Source organism: Aquibaculum arenosum, assembly GCF_029222965.1.
Lineage (GTDB): Bacteria > Pseudomonadota > Alphaproteobacteria > Kiloniellales > DSM-21159 > Aquibaculum > Aquibaculum arenosum.
Genome location: NZ_JARHUD010000001.1, coordinates 491,208 through 504,158 on the forward strand (window position 1 = coordinate 491,208; position 12,951 = coordinate 504,158).

Consider the following 12,951-nt stretch of genomic DNA (forward strand, 5'->3'; position numbering starts at 1 on the left):
CCCGCCTGCGACAATCTAGCGCTTCCGCCGGGTGGGGGCATTGTGGTTGCTTGCGGAGACTGGAAACTTGTGGTGGGAGAGAGGCTATGCGTGTCTTGGTGGCGGCTGTGACGCTGGGTGTGCTGTGGGCCGGGGCGGCCGCAGCGCAGGAGGTGCGGGTGGATGATCCCTGGGCGCGGGCGTCCATCGGCATGGTGCCGAACTCCGCGGCATACATGACCATCCACAACCGCGGCAGCGAGCCGGAGCGCCTGGTGGCGGTCAGTGCTTCGGTGGGCGTGCGCGCCGAACTGCACGATCACGTCATGGACGGTGAAGTGGCGCGCATGCAGCAGGTCGGGGCCATTGAGATTCCGGCAGGTGGGAGTGCATCGCTGGCTCCGGGCGGCTTGCATATCATGCTGATGGGGCTTGCCGAACCCCTGGCTGCAGGGGATAGCATTGACCTCACGCTGAGCTTTGAGCGGGCGGGCAATTTGGAGGTCGAGGCCGAGGTGCGCCCGCTGCGCGAGGGAAATGAGGGGGCTGGCCACCAGGGTCACGGCGCCGGGCACGGGCAGGACCCAGTCCAGGACCAAGAGTGACGCAGGCCCTCGGCAGAATCAGCGGTAGCAGGAGCCCAGACAGCAAGAGGGAGCGCGGCATGGATGCGGAGGTCACGGAAATCGATACGCGCGGGCTGCGCTGTCCCTTGCCGGTGCTCCGCGCGCGTAAGGCCATAGCCGCACTGCCGGATGGCGCGCGGCTGCGTGTGCTGGCGACCGACCCCGACTCGCGGCAGGATTTTCGCGCCTGGTGCGAGACCAGCGGCCACGAACTGCTGGAGCAGAGCGAGAACGGCGAGGGCATCCTTGTGCACCTGATCCGCAAGGTCGGGTGAGGGGAGCGGGGCGGCACCTCATCTCGCTGCAGCCGACAGCTTGTTGCGGCCGGCAACATTCTGAGTAATCCTCTTATGCGGGCAGACTGTGGCCCAGGCGAGGGCAGGGGACCGGTCGGGAGACCATGACGAACTCATGAGCATCTGGGGCAAGATCGTCGGCGGTGCCGCCGGCTTCGCACTGGGCGGCCCCCTGGGCGCCTTGCTGGGCGGATTGGCAGGCCATGCGGTGGACCGCATGCGCGACAGCACCGAAGAGGCGCTGATTACCGAGCGGGAAGGGCGGCAGCCGGAAAACGGGCCGGAGAAGTCCATTGCCTTCACCATCGGCGTCATCGTGCTTGGCGCGAAGATGGCCAAGGTGGATGGTGCGGTCACCCGCGACGAGGTGGCGGCCTTCAAGGAGGTCTTTCAGGTTCCGCCCGACGAGATGCGCAACGTCGGTCGGGTCTTCAATCAGGCGCGGCGCGACGCACGCGGCTTCGAACCCTACGCCCGGCAGCTCGGCCGCATGTTCCGCGACAATCCCCGGGTGCTGGAGGAGTTGATCGACGGCCTGTTCCACATCGCCCGAGCAGACGGAGCGGTGCACGACGCGGAGATCGAATATCTGCACCAGGTCGCCCGGCATTTCGGCTTCTCCGAGGCTGAGTGGGAGCGCATTCGTGCCGCCAATGTCGGACCGGCCGAGGACGACCCCTATGTCATCCTGGGTGTCACTCCCGATGCGGACGAGGAGACCCTGCGCCGCACCCATCGCCAATTGGTGCGCGAGCATCATCCCGACCGCCTGATTGCCCAGGGCCTGCCGGAAGAGTTCGTCGATCTCGCCAACGAGAAGCTGGCCCGCATCAACCGCGCCTGGACCGAAGTCAAGAAGCGCCGCGGCCTGCGTTGAACCACCCTGTTGAACCACTGGGTTGAACCGCCGGGCTGGACCGCCGGGCTGGACCGCCATAAGAGGCCGTCTTGTCTCTTGTCCCTTCTGGTTATCCCGGAAAGAATGCAACCCGCTTGGGGGAGCGATGCCGCCCCGCCCGACCACATGCGGTGGGGCGATAAGCGGTGGCAAAGCGCCTTTGACGCAGTCCAATCGCTGGATGGTGTGCTCCTTGCGGACCTGAGGCGGCGGGCTGTTCCTCGTGGCCTGACCGGTGCAGGCGCAACCGACAGCAATTGGAGATCGAGATGAGCAGGGACGTTACAGTGAATCGCCGCGGCTTTCTGGCGGGCTCGGCGGCCGTTGCCGCGGGCGCGGGGCTGGCCACGCCGGCGATCGCGCAGAGCCGGATCGAGTGGGACATGGTGACCGCCTGGCCCACGGGCGCGCCTGGGGTGGACGACAATGCCCGGCGAATCGCACAGCAGATCACCGATCTGTCCGACGGTCGCATCGTGATCAACGTGCACGGCGCCGGTGAGATCGTGCCGGCCTTCGGCGTCTTCGATGCGGTCTCGCAGGATGTGGCGCAGATGTACCACGCGGTGCCTGCCTACTGGACCTCCAAGAACAAGGCCATCGGCCTGTTCGGCTCCTTCCCCTTCGGCTTCACCGCGCCGGAGCAGATGGGCTGGATGTATCACGGCGGTGGCTATGAGCTTTACGACAAGATCTACGACAGCTTCGGGCTGAAGGGCTTCATTGCCGGCAACTCCGGCCCGCAGTTCTTTGGCTGGTTCCGCAACGAAATCAACACGCTGGACGACCTGCACGGTCTGCGTATCCGCACCACCGGCTTCGGCGGCGAAATGCTGCGCAAGGTTGGCGTGGCCGTGGTCAGCCTGCCTGGCGGTGAGATCTTCCAGGCGCTGCAGGCTGGCACCATCGACGCGGGCGAGTTCATTGGCCCCTGGAACGACTTCGCTTTCGGCTTCCACCAGGTGGCTCAGAACTATTACGCGCCGGGTCCGGGCGAACCCTCCTCGGCCGAGGAAATCGGCATCAATGCCGCCGCCTACAACGACCTGCCCGAGGACCTGCGCCAGATCATCACCACAGTGGCGGCCGCCGTCTCCGAGGACATCACCACGGGCTACGATATCAACCACGCCCGGGCGCTGAAGACCATGGTGGAGGAGCATGACGTGCAGGTGCGCATGCTCTCCGACGAGATCGTCGCGGGTCTTGCCGAGGCCACCAAGGAAATCGTGCAGGAACTGCTGGACGATTCCGACGAGACCGTGCGCGAGGTGATGGCGAGCTATGCCAGCTATCGCAACGAAACCGCGACCTTTGCGCGCTACAGCTACGCGGCGCAGATGAACGCGCGCACCTTCGACTTCCCCGAGGCCTGAGGCCGCGGGACCCTTCCGGCGGCCGCGCATCCCGGGAGCCTGACCGCTTCTTTGGGATGTGCGGCCTCACTCTTGTTGTGGCGGAGTGTGGAGCATGACCCATCTGCTTGCCGTCAGCCGTCTGCTCGACTGGCCCTCGCGGGTGATCGGGCGCTGGCTCTATTGGCTGGTGGCCGCCATCGTGCTGCTGAAGTTCTCCACGGTGGCCATGCGCTACCTCTTCTCCTCTACCAGCATCAAGCTGCAGGATTCGGTCACCTACGCCCATGCCACGCTCTTCATGCTGATGGTCGGCTATGCCTACTTGAAGAACGACCATGTGCGCGTTGACATGATCTACGGCCGCCTGTCGCGACGCGGACGGGCGTTGATTGACTTGGGCTGCATCTTCCTCGGCATCCTGCCGCTCTGTGCGCTGCTGCTCTACTTCGGCTGGCCCTACGTGGCCGCCTCTTGGAAGATCCGCGAAGGCGCACTCTTTTTCGGCGGCCTGCCGGGCACCTATTTGCTGAAGACCGTCGTCCTGGGCTTCGTGCTGCTCCTGTTCCTGCAAGCCATGGCCATCACCCTGCGCTGCATCGCGGTGCTGGCCGGTGAGGAGGTGGAGGTCTTCGGCGCGCCCTGGGAGGAGCCGCAGTGACCGGGATGCCGCTTGACCTCCTGATGTTCGCCGGGCTCTTCGTCCTGGTCCTGATCGGTGCACCCATCGCCTTCGTGCTGGTGGCCACGGCCGTGATCTTCGGGCTGATCGGCCTATCGTTGGGCGAACTTAACTTCAACATGATCGGGGCGCTGCCCAGCCGTATCTTCGATACTATGGTGTCGGAGGCCCTGATCGCCATTCCGCTGTTTGTGTTTATGGGCATGGTGCTGGAGCGCTCGCGCATCGCGGAGGATCTGCTGCGCACCATGGGCGCGCTTTTCGGCGATCTGCGCGGTGGGCTGGGCGTATCGGTGACGGTGGTGGGCGCGCTGCTGGCCGCTTCCACCGGCATTGTCGGCGCGACCACGGTGACCATGGGTCTCATGGCCCTGCCGGTGATGCTGCGCTACGGCTACAATGCCTCCTATTCCAGCGGCGTCATCTGCGCTGCGGGCACTCTGGGTCAGATCATCCCGCCGTCGACCGTGCTGATCATCATGGGCGAGGTGCTGGCCTCGGCCTATCAGCGTGCGCAGCACAGCCAGGGGAACTTCGCCGCCAAGACCATGAGCATCGGCGAGCTCTTCGCCGGCTCGCTCCTGCCGGGGCTGATGCTGGTCGGCCTCTACATTGTCTATCAGTTCGTTGCGGCGCGCCTGAAGCCCTCGCTTGCACCGCCCATTCCGCCGCGCGCCATCGAGGAGGCCGGTGGCAAAGCGGGCGCGGCACGGGTCAGCCGCCGTGAGGTTCTGTCCGTTCTGATCCCACCGCTGGTGCTGATCGTGGCGGTCCTAGGCTCGATCCTGGGCGGTATCGCCACCGCGACCGAGGCGGCGGCGGTGGGGGCTGTGGGGGCGACCCTACTCGCCGGCATGCGCACCGGGCGCAACACCTGGGCGCTCTGGGTGGCGGTCCTGGGCCTCGTCATCCTGATGGTGATGGCGGCCAATTTCGACCTGCGCCTGGGCCGGCCCAATCCGCCGACCGCAGATCAGGTGGTGCTGGCGATTGCGGGAGCCATTGCCTTGGCCTGTGCCGTCGCCATCGCGGTGATCTGGCGCGATCTCGGCCGCACGGAGATCCTCCGGCCGGCGATGAGCTCCACGGCGCGCACCACCAGCATGATTTTCACGCTGATCATCGGCGCGCTGCTCTTCTCGCTGGTGTTCCGTGGATTGGGCGGGGAGGAGCGTATTCGCGACCTGCTCGATGCCACGCCCGGCGGGCCGCACACGATGATGTTCTTCGTGCTCTTCATGATGTTTCTCCTCGGTCTCTTCCTGGACTACGTGGAGATCACCATCATCGCGATACCGGTGGTGGGACCGCCGATCCTGGCCGCGGGCATCGACCCGATCTGGTTCGGCGTGCTGATCGCGCTGACACTGCAGACCTCGTTCCTCACTCCGCCGGTGGGCTACACCCTGGCCTATCTGCGCTCGGTGGCGCCGCCCAGCGTGTCGACGCTGCAGATCTGGGGCGGTGCGGTGCCCTTCATCCTGCTGCAGCTGCTGGCGGTGCTGATCGTCTACAGCCTCCCCGGCCTGGCCACCTGGCTGCCGGGACAACTGTTCTGAGAAATGGTTCCCCCTGACCGCTGCTTAAGACAGGCGGCAGTCAGGGGGCAGGCATCAGAGCGGATCGCGTTTGTTCTGTAACGCGCAGCGTTCAGAGCAACCGCGTGAATCCGCTCTGAATCAAGAGTGTAGAGCAGATTCACGACTCAAACCGGGTCGCTTCGCGAACCCGATTTGAGTCGATCTGCTCTATAGCTTGCCGGCAAGGGCGACTTCGAAGAGCTGGCGGCAGTCGGCAGCGGTCAGGGGACGCGGGTTGCCGCCGGCGGTGGGATCCTTCTCGGCCATGACAGAAAGCTCGTCCAGGCGTGCATCGTCCACGCCCAGTTCCGCCAGGGTGTGCGGGATCTGCAGCTCTTGCCGGAAGGAGAGCACCCAATCGAGGAAGCCGGCGTAGTTCTGCTCGCGCAGGCCGAGCCAGGCGGCCAGGCGGCCCAGCTTGTCTTCGATCGCCGGCCGGTTGAAGGTCAGGACGTAGGGCATGAAGACCGCGTTGGTCAGGCCGTGATGGGTGTCATAGACCGCACCCACCGGGTGGGAGAGCGCATGGATGCCGCCCAGGCCCTTCTGGAAGGCGACCGAGCCCATGGAGGCGGCGGCCAGCATGTGGGCGCGGGCCTCCACGTCGCTGCCGTCGGCAAAGGCGCGCGGCAGATAGTCCTTCACCAGCCGCATGCCCTCCACCGCGATGCCTTCGGCCATGGGGTGATAGCCGGGCGCGCAATAGGCTTCCAGGCAGTGGGCCAGGGCGTCCATGCCGGTGGCGGCGGTGATGTGAGCCGGCAGCCCCACCGTCAGTTCCGGGTCGGAGATCACCACACCGGGCAGCATCTTCGGATGGAAAATGATCTTCTTTGTGTGGTCGCTCTCGTCGGTGATCACGCCCGCGCGCCCGGTCTCGGAGCCGGTGCCGGCGGTGGTGGGGACGGCGACGATGGGGGCGATGCCCGCCGGGTCGGCACGCTTCCACTCGTCGGTGCGGTCTTCGAAGTCGGTCCAGGGCAGGCTCTGGCCGCTCATGAAGGCGATCACCTTGCCGGCGTCCAGCGCGCTGCCGCCGCCGAAGGCGATCACGCCGTCGTGGCGGCCGCTGCGGAAGGCCTCGATGCCATCGGCCAGATTGGTGCCCGTGGGGTTGCCCTTGATGTTGGAGAAGAGCCCTGCCTCAAGCCCGGCCGCGCGCAGCGACTGCAGTGCCGCCTCCACGATGGGCAGGGCGGCGAGGCCCGGGTCGGTGACCAGCAGCGGGCGACGCATGCCCTGGCTTTCACAGGCCTGGGGCAGGTTCTTGATGCGTCCCGGACCGAAAAGGATCTGGGTCGGGAAGCTCCAGGTGGCTTTGAGATGGCCGGCGCCGGACATGCGATTCAACTCTCCTGCAGGTGGGCGTGATGATGGTTGCTCTTGGTACGGCCACAGGCCGGCGCATGGCAATGCCCTGCCGGCCTGGCTTGTAACGGAAGCGCCGGCGAGGGGCCAAGGATGGCCCCTCGCCCGATGAAACTCGATCAGATTCGCTCGAAGAGGCGAGTGACCTCCAGGTCGGTGACGCGGCGGTCGAACTCGGCCTGCTCCCAGCGGCCGGTGTGGAGATAGTGCTCCACCACATCGTCGCCCAGGGCCTCGCGCAACACCTCGGAGCGCTCCAGCGCCGACAGGGCGTCGCGCAGGGTGTGCGCCACGTCGGGCACTTCCTTGGACTCGTAGGCATTGCCGGTAATGGGCGGCGGCAGTTCCAGGCCCTTGTCGATGCCGTGCAGGCCGGCGGCGATCATCACCGCAAAGGCGAGGTAGGGATTGCAGTCTGAGCCGGGGATGCGGCACTCGACCCTTTGGCCCTTGCCGTGGCCGACGACGCGGAAACCGGCGGTGCGGTTGTCGAAGGACCAGGCGGCCTTGGTCGGCGCGAAGGAACCGGCCTGGAAGCGCTTGTAGGAGTTGATGTAGGGCGCGAAGAAGTAGGTCATCTCCTCGGCAAGTGCGAGGTTGCCGGCGATGTACTGCTTGAAGAGGTCCGGCATGCCCTCGGGCGAGCCGCCGGGCCCATCGAAGAGTGCGGCCGAGCCGTCAGCCTTCCAGAGCGAGGAGTGGATGTGGCAGGAGCTGCCGGCGAGGTCCGTGCGGTACTTGGCCATGAAGGTGATGGCCCGGTCCCGGGCCCAGGCGATCTCCTTGGCGCCGTTCTTGTAGATCGAATGGTTGTCCGCCATCGCCAGGGCATCGCAGTAGCGGAAATTGATCTCCTCCTGACCCGGGCCCCATTCGCCCTTGGAGACCTCGACAGGGATGCCTGCGCCTTCCATGCCCAGGCGAATGGCACGGATGATCGGCTCTTCCTTGGTGGTCTGGAAGATGTGATAGTCTGAGATGTACCAGCCGGCGTGATCGAGGTTCTTGTAGTCCTTCTCGTGCGCCGTCTTGTAGGTCTCGTCGAAGAGGTAGAATTCCAGCTCCGAGCCTTTCATGGACTTCCAGCCGCGCTCGGCCAGGCGCGCCAGCTGGCGCTTGAGCACCGAGCGCGGCGCGTGCGGCAGCAATTCGCCGTGGTGGTCGCAGACGTCGGCCATCACCAGCGCCGTGCCTTCCAGCCAGGGGACACGCCGCAGCGTGGCGCCGTCTGGTTTGATCACGAAGTCGCCGTAACCCTTTTCCCAGGACGCGGCCTTGTAACCGGGCACCGGCTCCATATCGATGTCGGCAGCGAGCAGATAATCGCAGGCATGGGTCTCTTCATGGACCTGCTCGAGGTAATAGTCTGCCGCCACGCGCTTGCCCAAGAGCCGGCCCTGCAAGTCCGGAAAGCAGACCAGCACCGTGTCGATTTCCCCCTCCCGCACGAGGCGCCGCAGCGCTTCGAGATCCAGCATGCCTTGCATGAACACTCCCCTGGTTTGTCGGCGCCCGTGCGCCTGCTTATCATGTTACTTTCGGGCCCCAAATCGGGGCGGTGCAAGACCATAGTGCGACGGGGCAGGGCTGCAAAGCACCAGCTTGACTGCAGCGCAGGGCTGTGGATGCCTCATCCTAGGAATCACCGTCAAAGTTCTGTCCCATGAGCATTGAAACTTGGCTGGCCTTTGTGGCCGCGGCGGCCGTTCTCGTCGCCATCCCCGGGCCGACGATCACGCTGGTCGTTGCCTATGCCTTGTCGCGCGGCGCGGCGGCAGCGCGCTGGACGATCGCCGGCGTGCTGCTGGGCGACCTCACTGCAATGACCGCCTCGCTGCTGGGTGTGGGCGCACTGCTGGCTGCATCGGCGACCGCCTTCATGGTCGTGAAGTGGCTGGGCGTGCTCTATCTGCTCTGGCTGGGAGTAGCCTTGTGGCGCGCACCGGTGGCGCCGCTGGAAACCGCGATCGATACACCGCTGCGCGGACCGAGAGTCATGGCGCACACCTTTGCCGTGACCGCACTCAATCCGAAGGGAATCGTCTTCTTCGTCGCCTTCCTGCCGCAGTTCGTGACGCCGTCGTCCGCCGTCGTCCCGCAGCTTGTGCTGCTTGGCGCCACCTTCCTGGCGCTGGCCGGACTGAACTGCCTGATCTATGCGCTATTGGCCGGGCGCCTGCGCCGCCGCCTGCGCAGCCCACAAGCGCTGCGCTGGATGAACCGCCTGGGCGGCAGCGTGTTGATCGGTGCGGGTCTGCTCGCCGCCAGCCTGCGTCGGGCTGGCGGCTGAGCTTCAGCGCAGTTTACGCGAGAGCCTGGCGCAGGTCGCCGATCAGATCGTCACTGTCCTCGACACCGACCGAAAGACGCACCAGGCCGTCGACGATGCCCAGGCTCTCCCGGGTTTCGGCGGGAACCGAGGCGTGGGTCATGATCGCCGGATGCTCGATCAGGCTTTCGACCCCGCCCAGGGACTCGGCCAGGGCGAAGACCTCCACCCGCTCCAGAAAGCGCCGCGAAGCCTCGAGGCCGCCGTGCAACACCGCCGTGACCATGCCGCCGCCGGCGCGCATCTGGCGCTGGGCCAGCTCATGCTGTGGGTGGCTTGGCAGGCCGGGGTAGATCACCTTCTCCACCGCCGGATGCTCCTCCAGGAAGCGGGCCACAGCCAGTGCGTTCTCGCAGTGCCGCTGCATGCGCAGGTGCAGTGTCTTAAGGCCGCGCAGCACCAGGAAGGAGTCGAAGGGACCCTGAATGCCGCCGACGGCATTGCTGAGGTAGCCGATCTTCTCCGCAAGTTCGCGGTTCTCGCCGACCGCCAGCACACCGCTGACCACGTCGCTGTGGCCGCTGAGATACTTGGTGGCCGAGTGCATCACCACGTCGATGCCCATTTCCAGCGGGCGTTGTGCCCAGGGGCTGGCGAAGGTGTTGTCGGCGCAGGTGACAATGCCATGCTTCTTGGCGAGCGCGGCGACCGCTTCCAGGTCGACCAGCTTGAGCAGCGGGTTGGTCGGAGTCTCGATCCAGATCAGGCGCGTTTCCGGGCGGATGGCCGCTTCCAGCGCGTCCAGGTCGCTCATGTCCACGAAGCTGAACTCGAGACCGGCCGAACGGCGGCGCACGTTCTCGAACAGACGGTAGGTGCCGCCATAAAGATCATCCATGGCGATGATGTGGCTGCCGCTGTCGAAGCACTCCAGCAGCGTGGCTGCTGCCGCCAGACCTGAGGCAAAAGCAAAGCCTTGCCGGCCGCTTTCCAAGTCGGCGATGCAGCGCTCATAGGCGCCGCGCGTGGGGTTGTGGGAGCGGCTGTACTCGTAGCCCTTATGCACCCCGGGACTTTGTTGCACATAGGTCGAGGTGGCGTAGATCGGCGTCATGATCGCGCCGGTGGTGGGGTCGGGTTCCTGACCGGCGTGGATGGCACGGGTGCCGAAACCGGGGCGGTTGCGGCCAAAGCTCTCGGACATGGACGGGCTCACTTCAGTTTGCGGCGAAGGTGATTGACGAGGTCGATGCGGGTGATGAGACCCAGAAACTGGCCGCCGTCCAGCACGATGGCCACATGGTCGCGCTCGAAGATCGGCAGCAGGTCCTCGACCGGGCGATCCGCCTCGATGGTCTCAAGCTTGCGGGTCATGGCGCTGGACACCGGATCGCGAAAGCGCGCCTCCTCCTCAACCACGGCCAGCAAAAGATCGCTTTCGTCGAGGATGCCGATGGCCTCACCGGCATTGTTCACCACGGGAAGCTGGGAGATGTCGTAGAGCTTCATGCGCCCGTGGGCGGTGAGCAGCGTGTCGTCGGGGGAGAGGGTGACTGTGGCTTGATCCTGGTGCCGGCGGGAGATGAGGTCGCGCAGATCGCCGGCGACGGGGCGCTCCAGGAAGCCCTGATCAAGCATCCAGTAATCGTTGTACATCTTGGAGAGGTACTTGTTGCCGCTGTCGCAGACCAGCGTCACCACCCGCTTCGGCTCGGTCTGTTCCCGGCAGTAGCGCAGTGCAGCAGCGAGCAGCGTGCCGGTGGAGGAGCCGCCTAGGATGCCTTCTTTCGCCAGCAGATCGCGTGCGGTGAGCAGGGCCTCCTTGTCGGGAATGGAGTAGGCCTTTCGCACCGGAGTGAGATCGCAGATCGAAGGCAGGAAGTCCTCACCAATGCCCTCGACGACCCAGGAACCGACATCCTCGGAAATCTCGCCGGTCTCCACGTAGTTGGCGAGGATGGAGCCTTCCGGATCCGCCAGCACCATCTCGACGTTGGCGCCGGTTTTGCCGAAGAAGCGCGCCAGACCTGTGATCGTGCCGCCGGAGCCCACGCCGCAGACCATGGCGTCCATGTCATGGCCCATCTGCTCCCAAATCTCCGGCCCGGTGGTGGACTCATGGGCGTAGGGGTTGGCGGGGTTCTCGAATTGATTGACGAAGAAGGCGCCGCGTTCCTCAGCGATCTTCAGGGCCATGTCCTGATAGTATTCGGGATGACCCTTGCCCACGTCGGAGCGGGTCAGGATCACTTCGACGCCCAGGGCCCGGAGATGAAAGATCTTCTCCTGCGCCATCTTGTCCGGAACCACCAGGACCAGCTTGTAGCCCTTCTGTGCCGCCACCAGTGCCAGGCCCAAGCCGGTGTTGCCGGCAGTCGCCTCGATGATCGTGCCGCCTGGTTGCAGCTTTCCATCGCGCTCCGCGGCCTCGATCATGGACTTGCCGATCCGGTCCTTGATCGAGCCACCAGGGTTCTGGTTCTCCAGCTTCAGGAACAGGCGGCAGGGACCGGTGTCCAGGCGGGTCACCTCAACCAGCGGCGTGTTGCCGATGGTCTCCAGCGTGTCGTGATATGTGGAAAGCGTCATGGGAATCGGCCCCGAATCAGAGGAGTACAGTCTAAAGACCTGTGTCCAAACGCCGGCCGGGGCAAGGCCCGATCACAGATTGGCCTCCATCGAGCGGCTGGAAAGGACCCGACTGGGGAAGCCGCCCTGCTTCAGGCCCTCGATGATCTCGGCGACATGCTCGCTGTCGCGCGTTTCCACCACCACGTCGATGTCGGCGCGTTTCGCCGGCACGTCGGCGAAGAGGCGCTGGTGATAGACCTCAATGATGTTGCCGCCGCTGTCGCCTATCACCTGAGCAAGACGAGCGAGCTGTCGCGGTTGATCGATGATCTCGACCCGCAGCCGCACGACCCGGCCGTCGCGCACCAGTCCGCGAGCCAGCACGCCGGACAGGAGGCGCACGTCGATGTTACCCCCGCCGATCAGCGCTGCCACCTTGCGCCCGGCAAAACGTTCGGGCTGGCTCAGCATCGCGGCAATGGCCGCCGCGCCGGCCCCTTCGGTAACCACCTTCTGGCGCTCCACCAGATAATGCACGCCGGTTTCAAGTGCCGCCTCGTCGGCGAGCAGGATGTCCGCCACCAACTCGCGCACGATCTCACGCGTGATCTCGCCCGGTGACTTGACGGCGATGCCGTCGGCGAGCGTCGTGCCGCCGGCCGTTGGCGTCTGCCCGTGCAGGACCTGGTGCATGGAGGGATAGAGCGCCGCCTCGACACCCAGGATCTCGATCTCCGGCCGCTCGGCCTTGAGGGCAGTGGCAATCCCGGCGATCAGGCCGCCGCCGCCGATGGGCACGATGACGCAGTCCAGGTCCGGCAGGTCCTGTAGCAGTTCCAGGCCGATGGTGCCCTGGCCGGAGATGATAAAGGAGTCGTCATAGGGATGTACGAAGGTCAGGCCGTCGCGTTCGGCGATCTCGCGCGCAGCCACCGCCGAGGCGTCCAGGGTCTCACCCGTGAGCACCACCCGGGCGCCGAAGGAGCGGGTGCGCTCCACTTTGGCGAAGGGCGCGAACTCAGGCATCACGATGGTCGCGGGAATCCCCAGGCGCCGGGCGTGGTAGGCAACGCCTTGCGCATGGTTGCCGGCGCTCATGGCGATGACGCCGCGTCGAGCCTGCTCCTCATCCAGATTCATCAGCTTCCAGCAGGCGCCGCGGTCCTTGAAGGAGCCGGTGAACTGCAGGGACTCAAGTTTCAGGAAGAGTTCGCAGCCCAATGTTTCCGCCAGGCGCGCTGCCGGAACCGTGGGCGTGCGCACCACATGCGCACGGATGCCTTCGGCGGCCTGCCGGATGGACTCGAGTGTGACACTGCTCATGACA

General features: G+C 65.7%; 12 protein-coding genes. 7 read left to right on the forward strand and 5 right to left on the reverse strand.

Annotation, left to right across the window (positions count from 1 at the left end; all coding sequences use genetic code 11):
- Positions 1 to 86: 86 nt before the first annotated feature.
- The 6 genes from P2G67_RS02265 to P2G67_RS02290 all read left to right on the forward strand — a co-directional run bounded on the left by P2G67_RS02265 (position 87) and on the right by P2G67_RS02290 (position 5,395).
- Positions 87 to 584: a copper chaperone PCu(A)C gene (locus P2G67_RS02265; RefSeq protein WP_275819600.1), complete on the forward strand. Its 498-nt coding sequence runs from the start codon at positions 87 to 89 to the stop codon at positions 582 to 584.
- A 59-nt stretch (positions 585 to 643) separates the two neighbouring features.
- Positions 644 to 880: a sulfurtransferase TusA family protein gene (locus tag P2G67_RS02270; protein WP_275819602.1), complete on the forward strand. Its 237-nt coding sequence runs from the start codon at positions 644 to 646 to the stop codon at positions 878 to 880.
- A gap of 136 nt (positions 881 to 1,016) precedes the next feature.
- On the forward strand, positions 1,017 to 1,778 hold the full coding sequence (locus P2G67_RS02275; RefSeq protein ID WP_275819605.1) for a TerB family tellurite resistance protein: 762 nt from the start codon (positions 1,017 to 1,019) through the stop codon (positions 1,776 to 1,778).
- A gap of 290 nt (positions 1,779 to 2,068) precedes the next feature.
- Complete coding sequence (locus P2G67_RS02280) at positions 2,069 to 3,175, forward strand: TRAP transporter substrate-binding protein (protein ID WP_275819607.1); 1,107 nt, start codon at positions 2,069 to 2,071, stop codon at positions 3,173 to 3,175.
- Between the two features lie 94 nt (positions 3,176 to 3,269).
- Entirely contained in the window at positions 3,270 to 3,815 is a 546-nt protein-coding gene (locus tag P2G67_RS02285) for a TRAP transporter small permease subunit (RefSeq protein WP_275819609.1), read from the forward strand.
- A gap of 5 nt (positions 3,816 to 3,820) precedes the next feature.
- Positions 3,821 to 5,395: a TRAP transporter large permease gene (locus P2G67_RS02290; RefSeq protein ID WP_275819855.1), complete on the forward strand. Its 1,575-nt coding sequence runs from the start codon at positions 3,821 to 3,823 to the stop codon at positions 5,393 to 5,395.
- Between the two features lie 189 nt (positions 5,396 to 5,584).
- Here the strand turns inward: P2G67_RS02290 and P2G67_RS02295 are convergent, their stop codons facing one another.
- Both P2G67_RS02295 and P2G67_RS02300 read right to left on the reverse strand, forming a co-directional pair.
- Entirely contained in the window at positions 5,585 to 6,757 is a 1,173-nt protein-coding gene (locus P2G67_RS02295; RefSeq protein WP_275819611.1) for an iron-containing alcohol dehydrogenase, read from the reverse strand.
- A 146-nt stretch (positions 6,758 to 6,903) separates the two neighbouring features.
- Positions 6,904 to 8,271, reverse strand: a complete 1,368-nt coding sequence (locus P2G67_RS02300; protein WP_275819613.1) for a glutamine synthetase family protein — start codon at positions 8,269 to 8,271, stop codon at positions 6,904 to 6,906.
- Between the two features lie 176 nt (positions 8,272 to 8,447).
- Here P2G67_RS02300 and P2G67_RS02305 point away from each other — a divergent pair, with 176 nt between their 5' ends.
- Complete coding sequence (locus tag P2G67_RS02305; protein WP_275819615.1) at positions 8,448 to 9,074, forward strand: LysE family translocator; 627 nt, start codon at positions 8,448 to 8,450, stop codon at positions 9,072 to 9,074.
- Between the two features lie 13 nt (positions 9,075 to 9,087).
- Here the strand turns inward: P2G67_RS02305 and P2G67_RS02310 are convergent, their stop codons facing one another.
- The 3 genes from P2G67_RS02310 to P2G67_RS02320 all read right to left on the reverse strand — a co-directional run bounded on the left by P2G67_RS02310 (position 9,088) and on the right by P2G67_RS02320 (position 12,947).
- The gene (locus P2G67_RS02310) at positions 9,088 to 10,257 is read right to left on the reverse strand and encodes a trans-sulfuration enzyme family protein (protein ID WP_275819617.1); all 1,170 of its coding nucleotides are present in this window, start codon (positions 10,255 to 10,257) and stop codon (positions 9,088 to 9,090) included.
- 8 nt (positions 10,258 to 10,265) lie between these two features.
- A complete protein-coding gene (locus tag P2G67_RS02315; RefSeq protein ID WP_275819619.1) occupies positions 10,266 to 11,642 on the reverse strand; it encodes a pyridoxal-phosphate dependent enzyme in 1,377 nt (458 codons plus the stop codon).
- 72 nt (positions 11,643 to 11,714) lie between these two features.
- Positions 11,715 to 12,947 carry a threonine ammonia-lyase gene (locus P2G67_RS02320; RefSeq protein WP_275819621.1) on the reverse strand — a complete coding sequence of 411 codons (1,233 nt, stop codon included), beginning with the start codon at positions 12,945 to 12,947 and terminating at the stop codon, positions 11,715 to 11,717.
- Positions 12,948 to 12,951: the final 4 nt, after the last annotated feature.